Annotated in this window: 20 protein-coding genes; 8 read left to right on the top strand and 12 right to left on the bottom strand. The window is 57.6% G+C overall.

Features of this window, described 5'->3' with window-relative positions; genetic code table 11:
• The first annotated feature begins 97 nt into the window (after positions 1–97).
• From VGR81_14230 to VGR81_14200, 7 genes are all read left to right on the top strand, one after another.
• Entirely contained in the window at positions 98–2,689 is a 2,592-nt protein-coding gene (locus VGR81_14230) for a tetratricopeptide repeat protein (GenBank protein ID HEV2290097.1), read from the top strand.
• Positions 2,690–2,713: 24 nt separating this feature from the next.
• The gene (locus tag VGR81_14225) at positions 2,714–3,901 is read left to right on the top strand and encodes an acetyl-CoA C-acetyltransferase (protein HEV2290096.1); all 1,188 of its coding nucleotides are present in this window, start codon (positions 2,714–2,716) and stop codon (positions 3,899–3,901) included.
• A 42-nt stretch (positions 3,902–3,943) separates the two neighbouring features.
• The gene (locus tag VGR81_14220; GenBank protein ID HEV2290095.1) at positions 3,944–4,828 is read left to right on the top strand and encodes a 3-hydroxybutyryl-CoA dehydrogenase; all 885 of its coding nucleotides are present in this window, start codon (positions 3,944–3,946) and stop codon (positions 4,826–4,828) included.
• 28 nt (positions 4,829–4,856) lie between these two features.
• A complete protein-coding gene (locus VGR81_14215; GenBank protein ID HEV2290094.1) occupies positions 4,857–5,639 on the top strand; it encodes an enoyl-CoA hydratase-related protein in 783 nt (260 codons plus the stop codon).
• Between the two features lie 17 nt (positions 5,640–5,656).
• Entirely contained in the window at positions 5,657–6,256 is a 600-nt protein-coding gene (gene ribH / locus VGR81_14210; protein ID HEV2290093.1) for a 6,7-dimethyl-8-ribityllumazine synthase, read from the top strand.
• Positions 6,257–6,258: 2 nt separating this feature from the next.
• Positions 6,259–6,666, top strand: a complete 408-nt coding sequence (nusB, locus tag VGR81_14205; GenBank protein HEV2290092.1) for a transcription antitermination factor NusB — start codon at positions 6,259–6,261, stop codon at positions 6,664–6,666.
• An 86-nt stretch (positions 6,667–6,752) separates the two neighbouring features.
• Positions 6,753–7,109 carry a hypothetical protein gene (locus VGR81_14200; protein ID HEV2290091.1) on the top strand — a complete coding sequence of 119 codons (357 nt, stop codon included), beginning with the start codon at positions 6,753–6,755 and terminating at the stop codon, positions 7,107–7,109.
• An 89-nt stretch (positions 7,110–7,198) separates the two neighbouring features.
• On the opposite strand, the gene VGR81_14195 is transcribed toward VGR81_14200, so the two are convergent.
• The 7 genes from VGR81_14195 to coaD all read right to left on the bottom strand — a co-directional run bounded on the left by VGR81_14195 (position 7,199) and on the right by coaD (position 13,887).
• On the bottom strand, positions 7,199–8,080 hold the full coding sequence (locus VGR81_14195; GenBank protein ID HEV2290090.1) for a PhzF family phenazine biosynthesis protein: 882 nt from the start codon (positions 8,078–8,080) through the stop codon (positions 7,199–7,201).
• Positions 8,081–8,113: 33 nt separating this feature from the next.
• Positions 8,114–8,473 (bottom strand): cupin domain-containing protein, encoded by a 360-nt coding sequence (locus tag VGR81_14190; protein ID HEV2290089.1) that lies wholly within the window; start codon positions 8,471–8,473, stop codon positions 8,114–8,116.
• A gap of 51 nt (positions 8,474–8,524) precedes the next feature.
• The gene (locus VGR81_14185; protein ID HEV2290088.1) at positions 8,525–9,934 is read right to left on the bottom strand and encodes a phosphoglucomutase/phosphomannomutase family protein; all 1,410 of its coding nucleotides are present in this window, start codon (positions 9,932–9,934) and stop codon (positions 8,525–8,527) included.
• A 97-nt stretch (positions 9,935–10,031) separates the two neighbouring features.
• The gene (locus tag VGR81_14180; protein ID HEV2290087.1) at positions 10,032–11,147 is read right to left on the bottom strand and encodes a mannose-1-phosphate guanylyltransferase; all 1,116 of its coding nucleotides are present in this window, start codon (positions 11,145–11,147) and stop codon (positions 10,032–10,034) included.
• Positions 11,148–11,177: 30 nt separating this feature from the next.
• A complete protein-coding gene (locus VGR81_14175; GenBank protein HEV2290086.1) occupies positions 11,178–12,158 on the bottom strand; it encodes a type I phosphomannose isomerase catalytic subunit in 981 nt (326 codons plus the stop codon).
• 4 nt (positions 12,159–12,162) lie between these two features.
• Positions 12,163–13,362, bottom strand: a complete 1,200-nt coding sequence (locus VGR81_14170; GenBank protein ID HEV2290085.1) for a pyridoxal phosphate-dependent aminotransferase — start codon at positions 13,360–13,362, stop codon at positions 12,163–12,165.
• 21 nt (positions 13,363–13,383) lie between these two features.
• Positions 13,384–13,887 (bottom strand): pantetheine-phosphate adenylyltransferase, encoded by a 504-nt coding sequence (gene coaD / locus VGR81_14165; protein HEV2290084.1) that lies wholly within the window; start codon positions 13,885–13,887, stop codon positions 13,384–13,386.
• Positions 13,888–14,013: 126 nt separating this feature from the next.
• Between coaD and VGR81_14160 the strand changes: the two genes are divergently transcribed.
• Positions 14,014–14,364, top strand: coding sequence for an STAS domain-containing protein (locus tag VGR81_14160; GenBank protein ID HEV2290083.1), 351 nt, complete (start codon positions 14,014–14,016; stop codon positions 14,362–14,364).
• A gap of 23 nt (positions 14,365–14,387) precedes the next feature.
• On the opposite strand, the gene VGR81_14155 is transcribed toward VGR81_14160, so the two are convergent.
• The 5 genes from VGR81_14155 to VGR81_14135 all read right to left on the bottom strand — a co-directional run bounded on the left by VGR81_14155 (position 14,388) and on the right by VGR81_14135 (position 20,363).
• Positions 14,388–17,039 carry an ABC transporter permease gene (locus VGR81_14155; GenBank protein HEV2290082.1) on the bottom strand — a complete coding sequence of 884 codons (2,652 nt, stop codon included), beginning with the start codon at positions 17,037–17,039 and terminating at the stop codon, positions 14,388–14,390.
• Positions 17,040–17,123: 84 nt separating this feature from the next.
• On the bottom strand, positions 17,124–17,453 hold the full coding sequence (locus VGR81_14150) for a PadR family transcriptional regulator (GenBank protein HEV2290081.1): 330 nt from the start codon (positions 17,451–17,453) through the stop codon (positions 17,124–17,126).
• Positions 17,454–17,640: 187 nt separating this feature from the next.
• Complete coding sequence (locus VGR81_14145) at positions 17,641–18,417, bottom strand: sulfite exporter TauE/SafE family protein (protein HEV2290080.1); 777 nt, start codon at positions 18,415–18,417, stop codon at positions 17,641–17,643.
• A gap of 249 nt (positions 18,418–18,666) precedes the next feature.
• Positions 18,667–19,893 carry a DUF3443 domain-containing protein gene (locus VGR81_14140; protein HEV2290079.1) on the bottom strand — a complete coding sequence of 409 codons (1,227 nt, stop codon included), beginning with the start codon at positions 19,891–19,893 and terminating at the stop codon, positions 18,667–18,669.
• Positions 19,890–20,363 (bottom strand): DUF2844 domain-containing protein, encoded by a 474-nt coding sequence (locus VGR81_14135; GenBank protein ID HEV2290078.1) that lies wholly within the window; start codon positions 20,361–20,363, stop codon positions 19,890–19,892. The genes VGR81_14140 and VGR81_14135 overlap by 4 nt, the downstream gene beginning before the upstream one ends.
• Positions 20,364–20,512: the final 149 nt, after the last annotated feature.

Here is a 20,512-nt window from a genome sequence, read left to right as displayed (position 1 = left end):
AGCGCGCCTGTGCGGATTTTCTTCGGAGTTTTAGCCAGGGAAAGCGATTGTCTGCCCTTCATCTTTCCCGGTGGTTGCCGGCAGCGCTGTCAAAAGCATGAGCCAAGACGTCACCAAATATCTCGAGAGGGCCCGCAAACACCTGGAGAAGAACAAGCTTCAGGACGCCATCGCTGATTACCAGGCGGCGCTCGAAGCGTTCCCGAATCACCCCGAAGCGACACAAATGCTTGCAGACCTTTACGTTCGCAGCGGAGATTTGGTCCAGGCGGCCTATTATTACGGATTGCAGTTTGATCGCTTGGCGGAGTCTGGAGATATGGTCCGCGCCACGGCGATTTTCACCCGCCACTTAAAATCGTATCCGCAGCCGGGGCACAGGCTCGTCCGTTACGCATTCCTGCTCCAGAAGCAGAATCGCACCACTGAAGCGATCGAATGCTATGTCGCGGCCGCGCAGAAGTTTGGCGATCAAAACGATTGGAAATCACAATTCGAATGTCTGCAGCGCGTCGCTCATCTCGATCCGGAAAATGCGGACCGCCAGACGCAACTGGCAAATCTGGCGGAGAAATTGGGCAATGCGGAGACCGCCGGTCGCGCCTATCTCAGGGGCGGTCAGCTTGCGCAGGCAGCTGGAGAATACGATCGCGCGCTCGAACTTTTCTCCCATGCTCATCGCATTACTCCAGGCGATCGCAGTGTAACTTTGCTTTTTGCTGATGCGCGCCTGCATCGTGGCGATGCTGCGGGTGCTGTTGCTTTGCTCCAGCCATTTGCTCCCGCAGATCCGGCGGACACAGCCTTCTTAACAACATTTGGCGAAGCTTTGCTGCTGACGAATCAACTGGATTCGGCGCGGGATGTTCTGTTCGCGTTGTGCAAGCAGAAGCCCGAGGGCTTTGACATGCTTTTCCAGCTCGCGGAGCGTTACATCGAAGCAGGCAAAGAAGAGCAGGCCGTGTCCGTCCTGGATCAAGCCAAAGAGTGGATGCTTGCCATTCGTAACGAATCGATTTTCGCGACGCGCCTCGACATGATTGTCGAAGCTCATCCCAAATGTCTTCCGCTGATTCAGTTTTGGGCCAAGGTCTATGATCAGCTCAATCGCGAAGTGAAATATTTCGACGCGCTTGTCCGCCTCTTTGATGTTTCCTTGGCATGCAACAAGATTGACGCGGCCTGTGACGCGCTGGACCGCTTGGTGGAAATTGATCCCTACGATTACCGCATTCATGAACGCATTTCGAAACTTGAGGGCAAGGCCAGCCCTGCATTTCTGCGCAACATAAGTGTTCGAGCGGCCAAAGCCTCCGGAGGCCCACAGGGAACGCAGGCCACGGGCGGTACCGGCCTCGGCCTCGGCGATTCCGTGCGTGCACAGGCCTCGGAGGAAGAGAGTGCAGGAGAAAAGGTACAGCGCGCGATTGACGATCTGATCGTGCAGGCTGAGATCTTCCTGCAGTATTCCTTGCAGAGCAAAGCCGTGGAGCGCCTCGAGCGCATCGCCGAATTGTATCCGGGGCAGGAAGAAAAGAATGACCGCCTGCGGCTGCTCTACGAACGCGCGAATTGGTGGCCCAAGGGTTCGACAGCCCGTACGCAAGCTTCGGCGGCGGCCCCCACTCAGGGAGCTGTTCTGCCAATCTCTGCCGTAAGCGCCGCGGCGGCAGCCGACACGCATCGCGATTTGGCGGAAATCGCGGAAATTACTCGTCTGATGTATCGCGAAGTCACGCCACGCGAAGTTTTGGGCACCGCCGTGCGCGAGATCGGCAAGTATCTCAACGTTCGCCGTTGCATCGCCGTGGTCGGCGCTCCCGGCAAGGCTGCTCCAATCGTTTCGGAATTCTCACCCAGCGGACTGAAAGCGGCTGCTGCCGCGGCCGTAGCGAAAGTCGCTGCGCGTCTTGCCAAGGCGTCGCCCGACGCGGTTGGCGGAATTTCCATGACCGTGTCGGAGTTCTCCGAAATGCGCGCCCTCGAAGTGGAAACGATTCTCGGCGTGCCTCTCACGGACAAGGACACGCAGTCGGCTGCCGGCGTGCTCTTTCTCGGGGATACGGTTTCGCGGCAGTGGAAGCCCAATGAGAGCTTTTTCCTTCAAGCCATCGGCGACCAGATAATGATCTCCGTGAATCACACGCGGCTGCGTTCGCTGGTCCGCACGCTCGCCGTTGCCGACGAGAAAACCGGCCTGCTGGGGCGCGGCGCTTACATCGATTGTTTGCTTGCCGAGTCCAAACGCTCGCGCATGCAAGGCACGCCCCTGACGCTCATCATTTTGCAAATGGATCACGGACCGGAACTCCTGCGCCAGGAAGGCGACGGGGTCCTCGAAGCTTATTTGAACCAGCTCGCGCGATCGCTTGAGCCTTCTATTCGCCAGGGAGACCTTGCCGTGAAATATACGACCTGGTCGCTCGCTTTTGTGCTTCCAGACACGCCACGCGAGAATGCCGAGGCGCTGGCGGCGAAGCTGCGCCTTGCGGCGGCTCAGGTTCAGCCGAACTGGGCCAGTTCTCCAATCACGTTTAGCGCCGTTGTGGCCGATGCCGCTGCGCGGGCATCCGATGAAAATGAGGACCGGGTCACAGAGTGGATCAACCGCGCGGAGTCCGGATTGGATGAAACCCGTCATCGTGGCGGCAATACACTGGTAACTCTGGCTGCGCCGCAGCCGGCATAGCACGGATAATTTCGAGGAGGAATCATGTTTCCCACAGATGTTGTGATTCTCGCTGGAGCGCGCACGCCTATGGCACGCTACAATGGAGAATTTGCAAACATTTCTGCGATTGACCTTGGTGCAATTGCTTCGAAGGAAGCAGTCAAGCGCTCCGGCGTGGACCCTGGCGAAATCGAACACGTTGTCTTCGGCAACGTACAGCAAAGCAGCTCAGACGCACACTATGGCGCGCGGCATGTTGGTCTGAAAGCCGGATTGAAAGTGGAAACTCCCGCCATAACCGTAAACCGCCTTTGTGGCTCCGGTATGGAGTCCATTAGCCAGGCCGCGCAGCGTATTCTGCTCGGCGAGTGCCAAACGGTTCTTGCGGGCGGAATGGAAAACATGACGCAAGTGCCGCATGTGATTCGCGGCGCGCGCTCCGGTTTCCGTCTCGGCGAAGGCAAACTCGAAGATGCGCTCATGGCCGGCCTTCTCGATCCCATCAGCGGCTGCACGATGTCTGACACGGCCGAGAATCTCGCCGTCGAATACAAAATCACGCGCAAGGAAGCCGACGAATACGCGCTCCGCAGCCAGCAAACGGCTGAAGCTGCTTACAAAGCATGCCGTATGAGCGAAGAAATCATTCCCGTCGAAGTCGGCAAGGGCAAGAAAGCTCATCTTTTTTCTCAGGATGATCATCGCCGTCCGGACACGACCATGGAAAGTCTCACTGCGCTTCCCGCCGCGTTCCGCAAGGATGGAATCGTCACTGCGGGCAACGCGAGCGGCATCGTTGATGGCGCAGCGGCGGTCGTGATGACCAAAGAATCTGTCGCCAAGCAGCGTGGCTGGAAGCCCCTCGGCCGCATCGTTTCGTGGGCAACCGCTGGCGTCGAACCGCGAATCATGGGCATTGGCCCCGTGCCTTCGAGCAAGAAGGCGCTGGCGCTTGCAGGCCTTAAGCTCGAACAAATCGATCTGATCGAAGTGAACGAAGCCTTCGCGCCACAATATCTTGCCGTCGAAAAAGCCCTGGGCCTGAATCGTGATAAGACCAACGTGAATGGCGGCGCGATCGCCCTCGGCCATCCGCTGGGCGCGACAGGCACGCGCATGATTCTCACGCTGCTTTTGGAGCTGCGCCGCCGCAATCAGCGTTACGGGCTCTCGACCGCATGCATCGGCGGCGGGCAAGGCATCGCCGTGATCGTCGAGTCCATGGCGTAGCATTCATGATTTATCGATTCCATACTCATATAGGAGAACGGAATGGCTATTGAAAAAGTCGGAGTCGTCGGTTGCGGATTGATGGGCTCTGGAATTGCACAGATCGCTGCGCAGGCGGGCTGCTCAGTCGTTGTTCGTGAGGTCAGCGAAGAGCGCCTGAGCAAAGGCATCGCCTCGATTGAAAAGAGCCTCGCGAAATTCGTCGAGAAGGGAACTCTTTCCGCTGCGGATCGCGACGCCGCGCGCGCACGCCTTCGCGGGACAACGAAACTCGAAGATTTGAAGGACTCCGACCTCGTCGTCGAAGCCATCATCGAGCAATTGCCGGATAAGCGTGAACTTTACGCTGCGCTCGACAAAATCTGCCCCAAGCACACGATTTTCGCCAGCAACACTTCTTCGCTTTCCATCACCGAGATGGCCTTTTTCACCGCCCGCCCCGACCGCTTCATCGGCCTGCATTTTTTTAATCCTGTCCCGCTGATGAAGCTCGTGGAAGTGATTCGCACGATCGCCACGGACCCGAAAGTTTTTGATGATGCCGTGGCGTTCGCCGGCCGCGTTGGTAAAGTGCCTGTCCGCACATCCGATCGCACGGGTTTTATTGTCAATCGCCTGCTGGTCCCGTATCTCCTCGACGCCATTCGCGTTCTCGAGCAAGGAGTCGCGTCTGTCGAAGACATCGATAATTCCATGAAACTCGGCTGCGGCTATCCGATGGGTCCGCTCACACTTCTGGATTTCGTCGGCAACGACACGACCTATTACATCGCCAACATCATGTTCGACGAGTTCAAGGAGCAGCGTTTCGCACCGCCTGCGCTGCTCAAGCGCATGGTTCTTGCAGGGTGGAATGGACGCAAGGCCGGCCGTGGGTTCTACGATTATTCCGACGCGGCCAAACCGCGCGCAATGCAACTGACCTGATGCGAATTTGCCAGACGGAGCCTATCGCATGACCTACGAAAATCTGCTCTACGAAGTGAAGGATTCCATCGCGTATGTCACGTTCAATCGCCCTAAGGTCTTGAACGCGCTGAATACGCCGACGATGAATGAGTTCAGCGCGATTCTCGGCCGCGCGCACGAAGATTCGTCCGTCCGCGTCCTCATCATCACCGGCGCGGGCGAAAAATCGTTTATCGCCGGAGCGGATATCAACGAGCTCGCCGTGCGGACGGCCGTCGATGGCAAGGACCATGCGCTCGCTGGGCAATCTGTGCTGCATCAGCTCGAAACCATGGGTAAGCCTTCGATTGCGGCCATCAATGGGTTTGCGCTCGGCGGCGGCTGTGAACTCGCGCTGGCTTGCACCATGCGCATTGCGAGCAAGAACGCGCGTCTCGGCCAGCCGGAAGTCAAACTCGGCATTATGCCTGGCTATGGAGGCTCGCAGAGGCTTGCGCGCCTGTGCGGCAAAGGCGTGGCCCACGAAATGATCCTTGGCGGCGAAATGATTTCCGCCGATGAGGCGCTGCGCATCGGGCTCGTGAATCGCGTGGTCGATTTGGCGGAACTGATTCCCACAGCAGAATCCATCGCCAAGAAAATCATTGCCAATGCACCGCTCGCCGTACGTTTCGCGATGGAAGCCGTCGAGCATGGCATGGAGATGTCGCAGGAGGAAGGCCTGTTCCTTGAAGCGACGCTTTTCGGTCTTTGCTGCGCTACCGAGGACATGCGCGAAGGCACGCGCGCATTTCTCGAAAAGCGCCCGGCACAATTCAAAGGGAAATAGTCCGCTTGGAAGAGGTCATGGCAAAAGACAGCGCGGAAAATTCGACGCGAAAAGAAGAGAAGGCCGCAAGCAATCTCCATCCCAAACCTATCACGGGAGAGCTTTCCGCCGCGGGGCTGCATTTCGGAATCGTCGCCAGCCGCTTCAATCAATTCATTACGGATCGTCTTCTCGCTGCCGCGCTTGACGCCCTCGAACGCTCCGGTGCCACGGAAAAGCAAATCGAGCTCGTTCGCGTGCCGGGTTCTCTCGAAATTCCCATTGCTGCAAAAAAACTCGCGCAAACGGGCCGCTGTGACGCCATCATTTGCATCGGTTGCGTGATTCGCGGCACTACGGCGCACTTTGATTACGTCTGCAATGAGGTCGCGCGCGGCGTGCAACTCACCCAACTTGATACCGGTGTGCCGATGGTCTTTTGTGTTCTCACCTGCGACACGCTTGAGCAGGCAATTGACCGTGCGGGCCTGAAGAGCGGCAATAAAGGCTTCGACGCCGGACTCACTGCTATCGAAATCGCCAATCTCTCGCGCAAACTTGCGGCTAAATCCACTGTCAGGTCGACGGCCCATGGTAGGTCTCGCCCGCGTAAATCGAGCCCTCGACGTCGCCACTAGTCATGACCCTTCGCCGCAAGTCTCGCGAATGCGCTCTGCAAATGCTCTTTCAGTGGAATATGAACCGCCTGACGCCGGCTCAAGTCGAAGCTTTGTATTGGAAATCCGCCCGCGGCGCGGAATCCACTCGCCGCTTTGCGAATCAGCTCTTTGAAGGCGCGGCCGCACAGAAGGAGTCGGCCGATAAATTGATCGCCGATCTTTCCAAGAATTGGCGACTCGAGCGCATGCCCGAAATCGACCGCAGCATTCTCCATCTAGCCATCTATGAACTTCGCTCTGGTACTGCGCCCGTGAAGGTTGTCATCGACGAGGCTTTGGAGCTTGCCAAGAAGTTCTCTACGACTGACTCTGTGCCCTTCCTGAATGGCGTTCTCGACGCCGCCTCCAAATCTTTTGAAAAGAGCTAGTTCGCAAAGCCGCAACTTCCCGCTGGGGTTTGTGTTCTATTTCCTGGCCAGCAAAGGATTCGAGGCAGGTCGTCAGGAGGCCGCACATGAATTTCGCCAAGATCATTCGTCAAAGCTTTCTTGCTGTTGCGTGCGGGAGCCTTTTTGCCATGGGAGGTTTAGTTCAACAGGCGAATGCAGCCCCGCGCTATGACACCTATCGGAATTTTCCGAACGACCGCCGGGATTTGCGGCAGGACTTGCGTGAACGCCGCACGATGAACCGCGACGTTCGGCGCGATTTTCGTCAGTTGCGGCGTTCGAACCGCAGATTTGGCGCGCGCAGCCCGGAATCGCGCGCGATTCGACGTGACATGCGCCGCGATTTCCGCCAGCGCTACGCCATGAACCGTGATATTCGCCAGGACCGACGCGAGCTATGGCGCGATCGCCGCGGCCGCTGACAATAAGCGCACGAGAACGCGAGAGACATGAAAAGGGCCGGCTCGCTTTGGACCGGCCCTGTCGCTTTTTCGCAGCCGAAATCGCGTCCCTAGATTTCGATGTGACCTTCGAGAATTCTCACGGCTGACCCGCTCACGTACGGCACCAAGCGGCCTTTCTTACTTGTGACTCGCACATGAATCTCACTGGGCCGGCCCATTTCAACGCCCTGCGTAATCGACAGTTCTTCACCCGGCTTCAGCTTCCCATGCTGCACCAGATATGCGCCAAGCGATCCGCCGGCCGAGCCTGTCGCCGGATCCTCGACGATTTCCCATGGCAACATGCCGCGGGTGAACGCTTTTCCACGCTTGCCCAGTGCAAAGCAATAAGCCATCGTGCAGTTGCCGTCGAGCACGCGAAACAGTGCGTGCATGTTCAGCCGGATGCGCCCGAGCGCCGCTCTGCCCGATAGCGGCACCATTAGATTGAAAATTCCCGTCGAGACAGCTTCAATCGGTAATTCGGGATCAATGTCTTCCCGCTTCAACCCCAGCGTTTCGGCAAGAGCGTCGCGCGAAATTTTCAACGACTTGAATTTCGCATCCTTCTGCGTCATGGTGACGCGCGCGGGGCGGCCGTCGTGGAACGAAATCTCGACTGGCAAAATTCCCGCGCCGGTTTGCTGCTGGATCAGCACTTCTCCTTCCGACGCAGGGACCACACCCAGCTCCGCGAGGAGAAACCACGTTCCAACCACCGGATGCCCGGCGAGCGGCAATTCGCGAGTGGTCGTGAAGATTCGCAATCGCGCCAGAGCGCGATTGTTCGTCGGCCGCTGCACGAAAACTGTTTCCGCGAGATTCATTTCGCGCGCCACGGCCTGCATTTGCCGTGCGGTCAGTCCATCGCCGTCCGTGACAACCGCCAGTGGATTTCCTGCGAACGGCTTCGTCGTGAACACATCCAGTTGGTAAAAACGCCTCTTCAATTCGTCCCCGCGAAATTTGCCAAATTTGCTTGTCTAAATGCGTTCCAATTCTGCCACGGTTCGCTCGTTCTGCACATGCCCGGTGTTCAGTGTCGTCTTGGGCTCGAGCAACACAATCTGGCACTCTTCGTCTGCAACCGGCATGTGCTCGACGCCACGAGGCACGATGATGAACTCGCCCGGATTGACCGTTACGTCTCCGTCGCAAAAGCGCATCCGCAACCGGCCATTCACGACCAGAAACAATTCGTCTTCGTTATCATGATGGTGCCAGATGAATTCGCCGCGTAACTTCACAACTTTCACATAAGAATCGTTCAATTCACCGAAGATTTTTGGGCTCCACGCATCGTCGAAGAGGCGAAATTTTTCTTTCAAGTTCACTTTTTCCATGGTTCGACATCTCGATCCAAGTGATTCCCGCGCCGGGCGCCTTGCCGCAGGTCAAAGCTTTCGAACTTTTGCGCACACTTCTTTCAGAACGCGCTCGGTGGTTTTCGCGTGCGTAGTCTCCGCGTATACGCGAAGCATTCGTTCTGTTCCCGACGCGCGCAGCAGCACCCAACCGGCTCCGCCCAGATAAAGTTTTTCTCCGTCCAGATCTTCGCGTTTTTCGACCGGCCACTCGAGCAACTGTTTCACTTTCTCCGATCCATAGTGCGCGATCGCTTTTTCCTTCTGCCCTGCGCTCAATTCCAGATCCACTCGCCCGTAGTGATGCTCGCCGAATTCGTCGTGCAACATCTTCAGCAGTTCGCCCAGCCGCTTTCCATGCCATGCCATCACTTCGGCCAGCAGCAGCGCGCTCACCGTGGCGTCACGCTCCGGCACATGAAGTTTCGTCGCGAGCCCGCCGCTTTCCTCGCCCCCGAGCAAGATGTCGCGCTCGAGCATCAGCTCGCAGATGTGCTTAAAGCCTATAGGCGTCTCGAAAAGCTTTCGACCAAATTTCGCGGCGATTTTGTCGATCATTTTCGTCGTCGAAAAGGTCTTTGCGACGTCGCCGGTGATTTTTCGCGTTCCCGCCAGATGCCACAGCAGAATCGCGAAAATCTGATGCGGTGTGACGAACGTGCCGTCCGCGTCGACTGCTCCGACTCTATCGCCGTCGCCATCCGCAGCGAATCCCGCGTCGTACTTGCCGGCGACAACCGCCTCCTGCAGCGCCGCGATGTTCGGCAAGATCGGTTCAGGATTCACGCCGCCAAAGAGCGGGTCGGGCGTCCCGCGGATTTCATCGCAGACAATCCCGTGGCGCATGCAAAGTTCACGCAAGAAACCGCAGGAAGCGCCGTGCATGGGGTCCGCCACAAACCGGAATTGTCGTTCTCGCAACTTTTCCCAATCCACGAGCTTGTCGATCGCTTCGAGATACGGCCCTCGTACATGCAGGGTTTGAATCAAATCGTTTCGTGGCGGCAGGGCAGGCGCTCCGCCGGCCAGCACGGTTTCAAGCTCTTTTTCAATCTCCGCGACAATTCCTGGAAGTGCAGAGCTTCCGTAGCTGGCCTTGTATTTGACGCCGCTCCATTTCGCGGGATTATGGCTCGCCGTGATCATGACTCCGCCCGCAGCGTTGCGCTGCCTCACGAGCAGCGACACGGCCGGTGTCGGGCATGGCTCATCGGAAAGCCAAACGGGGATTCCTGCGGCGGATACCGCTTCCGCAGCCGCGCGCGCGAACATCGGTCCGCCAAATCGCGTGTCATATCCCACGATCACGCCATTCCGCGATTTCTCGGCGCGCACCACGTAGCGAGCGATCGCTGCCGCCACTTTGCGTACATTCGCCGCCGTAAAATCCTCGGCGATGACGCCGCGCCAGCCGTCGGTTCCAAAGTGGATTTTCGTCACGGTTCAGAAGTATATGCGATACGCGCGTGACCGAAAAGACGCCGCAAAGGCAGGCAAGCTACACAGGAAATACAGAGCGACGACTCAGCCGGGCAGACTACAGGAGCTCGTCGCGGCGCTTTTCTTCGAGCCATTTCACCGCTTTGCCCACGTCCTGAGCGCGTTCGCGAGGGCAAACGAGCAACGCGTCAGCAGTTTCTACTACAATTAAATTCCGCACACCGATTGCAGCGACAAATTTCTTCGGACTCCACAAGAAGTTTCCACTGGCATCCAGCGTATAGGAATCCCCTGCCGCGACATTTGCTTCTTTTCTTTGCACCAGAAGCTCGTAAACCGCAGCCCACGAGCCGATGTCACTCCAGCCGATTTTCGCAGCGGGCAGCACGTATACGCTTTCCGTGCTTCCACGCCTTGTCGCAAGCTCCATGATGGCGTAATCCACGGAAATATTCTCAAGCCGCGGATAGATTTTCTTGAGTGCGCGCGAATAGTTCGGCGTACCGATGGATTGCTGCAGCTCTCCCAGGGCGCTCCATGCCTTCGGCAAATATTTTCGCAAGCATTCGAAAAATGTCGAGACGCGCCAGAAAAACATTCCCGCATTCCAGAAATATCGTCCGGATTTCACGTACTTTTCTGCGATCTCGAATTGTGGTTTTTCCGTGAATCGCCTCACCCGGTGCACTGAAAATCCCCGCGCTCGCTCCGCTGCGTCCGTTCGCTCGATGTACCCAAATCCTGTTTCCGGCCGTGTCGGCGGAATTCCCAGCACGACCAAGTTTCCTTGTTTTCTCGCGATCTCCATCGCCGCGCGGACAATCTTGCGATAGCGTGCCGCGTTCGCGACGTAATGATCCGCCGGCAACACAGCCATGATCGCGTCGCCACCGGCATGCGCGATGTGAATCGCAGCCAGACCAATCGCTGCCGCAGTATTCCGCCCAACTGGCTCGGCCAAAATCTGGCTGCCTGGCACACGGGGCAATTCGCACCGAACCGCAGCAATTTGCTCAGCGTTTGTAACCGCCCACAGCTGATTCGGCTTGAAGAGCGGTGCCACGCGATCGGCCGTCTCGCGCAGCATAGTCTTCGTGCTCACAATGTCGAGCAATTGCTTCGGCGAGCGCGTGCGGCTTCGCGGCCAGAACCGTGTTCCACGCCCTCCAGCCAGAAGCACCGCACACACATTGGTATTTTTGCTTTTCGTCATTTCAAAATTGTCCCGCAACCATCGAACTTACTAAGGAGCTGCGATTGATAGCAGCGTCGTCGTCTTTTGCGGATCATAGATGCAATCCCTGACTGCCGCAGGAATGACCCATGCTTCCGCTGGTCCGTATTCGACGCGCTCGTCATTCAAGTTCGTGCATAGCTCGCCGCGCCCTTCAAGAATTACAATGATTTCAAGGCGCCCCTTAGGTTTAACCAAGTATCGCGACTCGCTGATAGTGTGCTTCACGACGCTAAAGTACGGACAATCTGCGAGAATCGTGATTCCAGAAGAAGAATCTTCGCGTAACTCTTGCCCCACTTTGCCGCTTTGCTGCTTGCCGAAGCGAATCACGTCCATGGCTTTCTCAACGTGCAGTTCGCGCAGTTTTCCTTCCACTGTTCGTCGGTTGTAATCATAGACCCGATAGGTTAAGTCCGAGTTCTCCTGGACCTCACAAAGAATCATTCCCGGGCCGATCGTGTGCACAGTACCAGCCGGCACAAAAATCGCATCGCCCGCTTGCACCGCAACTCGTTCGACATGCTCCTCCGCATTTCCCTCTGCAATTGCCCGGCGAAACCCTCCGCGCGTCGTCGATTCGCGCAAACCGACGCGCACTTCCGCGCCAGGCCGCGCCGAAATCACGTACCACATTTCCGTTTTTCCGACTCCGCCTGCCGCTGCTTCGTTTTTCGCAGCGTATTCATCATCTGGATGGACCTGGACAGAAAGTTTGTCTTCCGGGAAAAGGAATTTCACCAGCACAGGGAAAGGCTTGTCACGCCGCGCATTTTCTCCCGCCCATTCCTCGCTCATCTGTGGCCAAGTCTCGCCAAGCTTCTGGCCCGCAAACGGTCCGCCAGCGAATCGGCACTCATTTCCCGTCAGCCACACTTCTCCGATCGGCTCGCGGAGGGATTTCATCTCTGGAAAAAGAGGCGCGAGATTTCGCGCCCCCCAAATGCGCGGAACAAATATCGGTTCGAGCCGAACCGGCCGCAGCGCCACGCGATTATCCGTGGTTCGCCGCGGAACTCACCGCTGCCGTCTGGGCGCGAAAAAAAATATTGAGCCGCCGCAAGCCTTCTTCGATCGTTTCCATCGAAGTTGCGTAAGAGATCCGGAGGTAGCCGGGTGCTCCGAACGCATCGCCTGGAATCACGGCGACGTGCGCTTGCTCGAGCAGTTCTTTCGCCAGTTTTACCGTGTTCATCCCCGAGGCTGCCGCAGCCACGTTCGGAAACACATAGAAGCTGCCATCCGGCTCGTGGCAGGTCACGCCAGGAATCTCTCGCAAGCCGGCGATGATTCTCGCGCGCCGCTTTGCGAACTCGGCAATCATTTTATCCGTGCTTTCCATCCCGCCACGCAGCGCTTCAAGCGCCGCGTACTGCGCGATCGATGTGGGGTTCGAAGTTGACTGGCTCTGCAGTTTCAGCACTGCATCCGCAACTGACTGCGGGGCAAGTGTGTAGCCCATGCGCCATCCAGTCATCGCAAAAGTCTTCGAAAGCGAGCCGGAAATAATCACGTGGTCTTTTGCCCCAGGCAAGCTCGCGATCGAAAAAGGCCGCGCCTTTCCATAGACAAAGTGCGAATAGCACTCGTCGGAGAGCAGCGCGACGTTGTGCTTCTTTGCCACTTCGAGAATTTTTGCGAATTCATCCTCGGGAATTACTGCGCCCGTTGGATTCGATGGCGAATTGATGATCAGGATTTTCGTTCTCGGCGTGATCGCCTTTTCGATCATCGCCGCGCGTGCGATAAATCCTTCCTTGGCATCCGTTTCCACAATGACCGGAGTCCCATCCGCACATTTCACCATGTCTGGATAGCTCACCCAGTATGGTGCGAGGATCAAGACCTCATCTCCCGGATTGATCAGCGCGTGAATCACGTTGAAGAGCGAGTGCTTTCCTCCAACGTTGATAACGCATTGTCTCGCGCCGTAACTTGTGCCCAGATATTTCGCGTGCCATTCCACGGCCGCCTCCCGCAGAGGCATGATGCCGCCCGCGGCCGTGTATTTCGTCTTGTTTTCCTCGATGGCGCGAATGGCGGCGCGTTTGACGTGTTCGGGCGTCGGAAAATCCGGCTCGCCCGGCCCAAAGTCGGCTACGTCGATTCCACGTGCTACGAGCTTCTCTTTTTCGTTCAAGACGGCCAGTGTCGCCGAAGGTTCAATGCGCTTTACACGCTCCGATAGCTCCATTTCCACGCTCCCGGTTCGAACTCAGATTACCTTGGCTTTCAGACGCTCTTCCACAACTTGCGGCACCAGATCCTTCACTGACCCGCCGAGCCGCGCGATTTCGCGTACAAGCCGCGAGCTCAAATAGCTGTACGCTTCCGCGGGCATCATGAAAACAGTTTCGATTTTCGGCTCCAGCTTGCGGTTCATCAGCGCCATCTGCAACTCATATTCATAGTCCGAAACGGCGCGAATGCCACGCAGCACGACATGAGCATTTTTTCGCCTCGCGTAATCCATCAGCAGTCCTTCGAACACATCCACTTCGACATTCGGCCACGGTCGCGTCACTTCCCGCAGCATTTCCAGCCGCTCACTTACCGTGAACAGTGGGTCCTTCTCCATATTGCGAAGAATGGCGACGGTCAGGCGGTCGAAGATCTTCGCACCCCGGCCGATCAAATCAAGATGTCCGTTGGTGACAGGGTCGAACGACCCCGGATAAATTGCCAGTACTGGATTTCCTGCGGCAGTCACGAGCCGCATTCTAACCTAGAAAACAGGCCGTCGCTTCAAAATTCAGCCGGCACGCCAGCTTCCGCAGCAGCGAATTTACACAGAATTAATCCTTCATTAACATTGTGACGGATTGTTCAAAATACTCTGCCATCCATGTCAAATGACAAGCTAACTGTCGAACGTTCTTCTGGTTCTCGCGAACACCACGTCGTCCTGACCTGCAAGGGTCCTTTCACCATTCAAACGCTCTTCACATTTCAAGGCGTCGTCCGCGAACTCAATGGCTCGGGTGCCGTTCTCGTCGACTTCAGTCAGGTTCCTTACATGGATTCCGCTGGCTTGGGCGCACTCGTTGGCGCGTTTATTTCGTCGCGTCACGCGAACCGCAAAGTCGTCCTCGTTGGCGTTTCCGAGCGCGTCGCCGCTCTGATTCGCATGTCGAATCTGGAGCAATTCTTCCCGATGTACGCTTCGCGCGTTGAAGCAGAGGTCGCTCTACCCTAGCGCCTCATGCGCATTCGGCCGCTTTACTCGTACCGCAGCGCCACCATCGGATCGACTTTCATCGCCCGCCGCGCCGGAACGTAACAGGCCGCAATGGCCACCGCCGATAGGAGCGACGCCACAACGATGAACGTGAGCGGGTCGTAGGAACGAACACCAAAAAGCATGCTGGAGATGAAGCGGGCCAGCGCCAGCGATCCGCAAATTCCGAAGGCTACGCCGATCAGCGCCAGTCTCGCGCCATGCGCTACAACCAACCTGAGAACATCGCGCGGTCGCGCCCCGAGAGCCATGCGGATGCCAATCTCATTCGTGCGGCGCCCAACCATGTAACTCATCACACCATAAATTCCAACGGTCGCGAGGAGCAGCGCAAGCGCCGCAAACACTCCGGTAAGAACTGCGGAAAATCGGCGGGGCGCAACAGAATCCGCAACCAATTCGTCCATGGTCATCACTGAGGTCACAGGTAAGGCCGGGTCAATTTTATGAATCACGTTTACGGCCGCGATTTCTGTGCGATGAGGGTCCGAGGCGGTGCGGATGAGCAGGTTCGGGGTCCAGCCGCCGGTAAAATAAGCATCATAGGTCGGAGCCGCATCAAGTCCGTATTCATGAACGTTGCCGACAATTCCGACAATCGAAAACCAGCACGGGCTCGGATCGAGCGAACAGATGTTGATGCGACTGCCAATTGCGTTGCCCTGCGGCCAAAATCGTTCCGCCATCGCTTCATTAATATCAATATTCTGCTTGCCTGCGTCCTCCGCGTCGAGCGACCGTCCGCGAAGCAGAGAAACCCCTGCCGTCGAAAAATATCCGGGAGTAATAGTACGGAGTTCGGCGAGGGGCCGGACGCCTGCGTCCGGAATAGGCCTCCCTTCAATAACGAACCGTGCGGCCGCCTGAAGTTGCGTGCCGAGCGGCAAGATGTCGATGCCCGCGGCCAATTTCACTCCGGGCAGGGCTTCGACGCCCTCGATGATTTGCTCAAACTGAAGAGATTGCTTCTGAGCTAACTGCTGTTGCTGAGCAGGAGTCATTTTAATGAGTTCAGCGGGCGGAACAGCTGCTTGTGGAATATTCATACTTAGCAGATGCTCTGCGCGGAACCCGGGGCTTTGATTCAGCAAATCGCGCAAACTGCGCAGCAACAAGCCCGCGCCAGTGAGCGGAACCAGCGCCAGCGCAATTTCGGAGACTACGAGTGTGCTGTGAAGTTTGCGGCTAGCGAACGCGCCGCTTCCTCGCGTTCCCTGCTTCAAAGCGACGTTCACGTTCGTTTTTCTTATCTGCAGCGCCGGCAATAAGCCACAGATCACGCCAACGGCGAAGCAAATGACGATCGTAAAAAGAAATACAGTGCCATCCGGCCCTATCTGCTGCACCGCTTGCATATTCCGTGGTGCCAATGCACCCAAAATCTGCACGCCCACAGCCGCGAACGCGATCCCAAGCGCTCCTCCGAGCAGCGCAAGCAGGATGCTTTCGGTTAGCAACTGTCGAATAAGCCGCCCGCGATGAGCTCCAAGCGCCGTGCGCAGCGCGATTTCTCTTTCCCTGCTCGCATTCCGCGCCAGGAGCAGATTGGCAATATTGGCGCACGCGATAAGCAGCACCAGTCCCACCGCCGCAAACAGGACCAGCAAAGTTCCGCGCAGTTGGGCGGCGGAAGGATCCTGCATCGGTCGCACAACCAAGCCAAAATTCTTGTGCTCCTTGGGGTACGCGATGGCGGACCGCTGGTTTAGCGCTTCGAACTCCGCTCGCGCTTGTGCAACCTTCACGCCAGGTTTGAGTCGCGCGATTCCCACGAATTCATGATGGACATGCTCCGTCAAATCGTCCCCGAACTGGCCCATCGGCATCCACATATCCGGCGCATCGAGCAAGTGCGATCCTTCATGGAGAACGCCGATAACCGTGTAGCGCAATCCGTCAAGCGTCAGAACGCGGCCAACAACATTTGAAGCGCTCGCAAAGCGGCTTTGCCAGAATCGATGTGAAAGAACCACGACCGGTGCGCTCCCCGGCCGATCTTCCTCTGGTGCGAAGAGCCGTCCGATTGCAGGTCTCACGCCCAGCATCGGGAAAAAATTAGAAGTTGCCCAGTTCAGCTCCACGCGCTGCGGATCGCCGTCACCCGTAAAATTTGCGCCCTGCTGAATCCAGGCGTACGCGGCCATTTCCGAGACCGTCGTTGTTTCTCTCTGCCAATCGCGAAAGTCGCCCGGCGACAATCCCCCGAGAGGAACTGCCGGCAAGTACGTATTCCAAATCTCGATGAGGCTTTGGGGATGGTCATAGGGTAGCGGTCGCAAGAGCACGCTCTCGATAACGCTAAAAATGGCGGTGTTCGCGCCAATCCCCAGCGCCAGCGTCAGCACCGCGACGATTGTGAATCCCGGATTCTTCCGCAGCATCCGTCCGCCATAGCGAACGTCTTGCCACAGCGTTTCGAAAAAATGTCCGGCGCGAACCTCCCGCGTCTGTTCTTTCACTTGTTCCACGCCGCCGAGTTCCATCTTGGCCTCCCGCCGCGCTTCCTGCGCATCACTGCCGTTGCGAATCTTTTCCTCCGCGAGCATCTCGGCGTACCCGCGCACTTCCTCGTCGAGCTCCGCATCCGCCCGCGCCTTCCGACGCCAATTCCGAATTGCGTTTCTTATCCACATTGGTTGCAGTCGCCTTTACTCGTCACTTGCTTGCCCTGAGGCTCGCCCGCCTGGGCGGGAACGAAGCGCCACTAGCCACTGCTTTCACGCTTCCAGCGCTCGCTCGATGGCCAGCGAAATTCGCCCCCATCGCAGCGTTTCCGTTTCGAACTGCCGTCGGCCCGCCTTCGTCAGCCGGTAGTATTTTGCGCGCCGGTTATTCTCCGATTCGCCCCACGACGCTTCCAGCCATCGCTCTTCTTCCATCCGGTGCAGAGCAGGGAAGAGCGACCCCGGCTTCACTTGAAACGTCCCCTTGGTGATCTGCTCGATGCGCCGCGAAATGCCCAGCCCGTGCATTTCTCCCAGGGCGAGCGACTTCAAAATCAGCATGTCCAGCGTTCCTTGCAGCAATTCGGTTTGTTCCCGCGTCATCTTGCCTCCTATAGACGTTCTGTAGCACGCTAGGTTACTCTCGCTCCTATCGAATGTCAATACGTCCCACACGCCGCAAATGTTCCCTCCGCGCTCGATATTTCTCGCAGCGATCCGCCTCGTCTTCGCGCGTCGCCGCTATCTTCAGTTGTCTCTTGGGATTGTCTTGCTATGAAAGGAAAACTGCTTATGCGAACTGCGTCGCGAAAAAATACGCCGCCACCCCGAAACCCACGACAATTACGAGCGCTCGAATCGTCCGCGGATTCACTTTTTGCGCGTAATGCGCCCCGCCGTACCCGCCCGCCGCCGCTCCCGCCAGCATCACGATCGCTTCCGGCCAGACAATCACTTTCGCACTCACGAACAGGATCAGCGCCACACCATTCGCCACGCTCACCAGCAGCGTCTTCGTTCCATTCATGGCATGGATGTCCTCAATACCCAGCAGCGCCAACATTCCGAGCGTCAAGATTCCTGCACCCGCTCCGAAATATCCGATATAAACCGTAATCAGCAGCTCCAGCGCCAGCCCCGCCGTGAAGAGCATTCGCTTTTCGTGTGCATGTCCGCCCTGTCTGCGAACCCACGCCGTAATGCGCCCACTCGCCATGAACAGGAGCGTCGCGCCCAGCAGCAGCCACGGCACAAGTTCCATGAATATATGTTGCGGCGTACGCAGCAGGATGTACGCGCCCAGAATGCCGCCCAAAACTCCATTCACCAGCAGCGGCAGCAGCAGCTCGCGCGCTTGCGGATCTTTCAGTGCGTCGCGATAGGCTACAGTGCTCGCGATCGTCCCGGGCCACAGCGCCATCGTATTCGTGGCGTTCGCGGAGATCGGCGCGATGCGCGCAAATAGCAGCGACGGAAACGAAATGAAGCTCCCGCCGCCCGCCACTGCATTCAGCGCGCCTGCTACCAGCGCCGCAAAGAAAAGGAAAACCCCCTCGCCTAGGTGCACGCCTCAGAATATCTTTTCCTTTGCGTGCTGTCATTCTCCTTTGAATTGGGTTGTGATTCACACGGCGCGAAAAATATCCAATGACCGATGGTTTTACCCGCGACCCGTCGTTGGTTCGTATTGCCGGTGTGAAAGAATCTGGAAGGAAAGAAAAACAAGCGCACAGGAGTCAGTCGTCACGAGGCGTATTGGCATTCAGGAGGCAAATCGTCGTCGCAAGGGTACTTTTCCTCCTGCTGCCAGTCTTCTTCAATACGCCCAATATGGCCCGGTTCCTCCCGGCGTACTCATCCCATCGATCGCCGTGTACACATTTCGCCCGTAGAAGAACGGCAATCCCCAGTCGAAGGTGCTCGGGAAAGGTCCCGCCAAACCATTTGCAGCGCCATCCCCGGGATTTGCCACCAGCGAATCGGCATTTCCCACTGAGAAATTGATGATGCCTGAATTCCCGTTCGCTCCCATATTGGTCGCCGAGAAATTCAGCGTGCCGCCGGGGCAATACCAAAACGTATAATCTGTGCATGTAGGGATGGTCGTAGTCGTCGAATCTAGGAAGTACATGGCATTCGATCCGCTGTCGAGAAAAGCCTCATTGGTGTATGTCTGTCCGTTGAACACCGTCGAAAAGTTGCCTGACGCAGGGTCCATCGTATAAATCGTTGCGCTGCCCAGGCCGTTGTTCGACTGCGTGCCAATGCCGAATATCAATTGTCCATTCACGCTGGCGGCTGATCCGCTCAGCGCGGGCAATTCGATGATCGTTCCATTATTGTCCTTCGGAAACATCACCACCGGATTCGTCACTTGTGACGCAAGCGGCTCCGCAGCCACAACGCAGCCCGTCGCAGGACACGTGTAATACACGCCCGGGTTTGTCGCTCCGCTTGTCGCGCAGGCCGCGCCGCAATCTTGCTGATACGGACCAATCCCCAGGATTCCGTTGGCTCCCAGCTGTTGCAGATCCTCTACAGGCGTGCCCTGATTCGAGCACGCCGCGGGAATATTCGGAAAGCTGTTCGTCCCGATCACCTGAATCGGCAGTGAACTCGCCTTTTCTCCCGTCACGGTCATATCTGCAGTCTGCACCGGCCCCCAGATGACGCCCGACGCGAACGGCGCGCATTCCACAACCGGGTTGTTGCTCGAATCGGTTTGCTGCGGCAACGCCACTGTCAGCTCCGAAGACAGGAGGCGCAATCCCGGCGAACCGGTATCCACGAGAATTCCGTCGATTGTTTGGCATTGCGTCGTGCTCCCCGGCACACACACCGTGACGCTCGTAAACGCCCCATTAATGTAAGGCGACCCCATCGCCGCCGTCGGTCCTGTGTTCACGGAAATCGCCAGCACGTTATTCGTTCCCGGAGGCGTGCCTCCTCCGCCTACATTCGCATGGGAGCAGCCCGTCGCCCACAGCGCCATCATTCCGCTCATCGCCCAGACGAGAATTTCTCGCGCCGCATTCCGCATCATCGGATCTCCTCGAGCGCCACTCCCACTGGAACCATCCCGGGAACGTAGGCTCTCCCCACGAACCACCGCATATGCCCGCCGATTTCCACCACGAGCCCCGGCTGCTTGATCACCAGTGGCCCGCGCGCGACGCGCGTTGCTCGTTGCGCTTGCACGGCCTGCGTAAACGTCGTGAAGTACGTCCCCAACACCTGCCGCAGATCCGGCTGCGTCGGCCCTTGCCAGGCGACAGCGAAGACCATTCCGCTCTGCGAGACATATTCCCGCACCACGACTCCCGTCGGCGCCTGAATCTCCTGCACCGTGTACGCGCTCTTGGCCGTCCTCATCAGTTTTCCTTGCATGTGCGCTTGGTCCGCGATCACGGAGACGGCGCTTCCTCCCAGCGAAGCCCTCGCAGAAAAGGGAACAGTCAAAATCACAATCATCGCGCCGATGAATGTTGCACTTGCAATGAGGATTCGCCTCACGGGATCGCTCCTTCCTCGTCTCTCCCCGATTCTAACTCTCGCCAAATTTTCCGCTCCGTCATTCACCGCGTCGGTTTCCATCGCAAGCCTGTCCGAGGGACCAGCCACTCATCGCGCCGGCGTGCAGGCAGCGCGTATTCCTGGCTTTC

Source organism: Candidatus Acidiferrales bacterium, from assembly GCA_035934015.1.
Lineage (GTDB): Bacteria > Acidobacteriota > Terriglobia > Acidiferrales > UBA7541 > DAHUXN01.
This window is presented reverse-complemented; position numbering and strand designations above follow the sequence as displayed.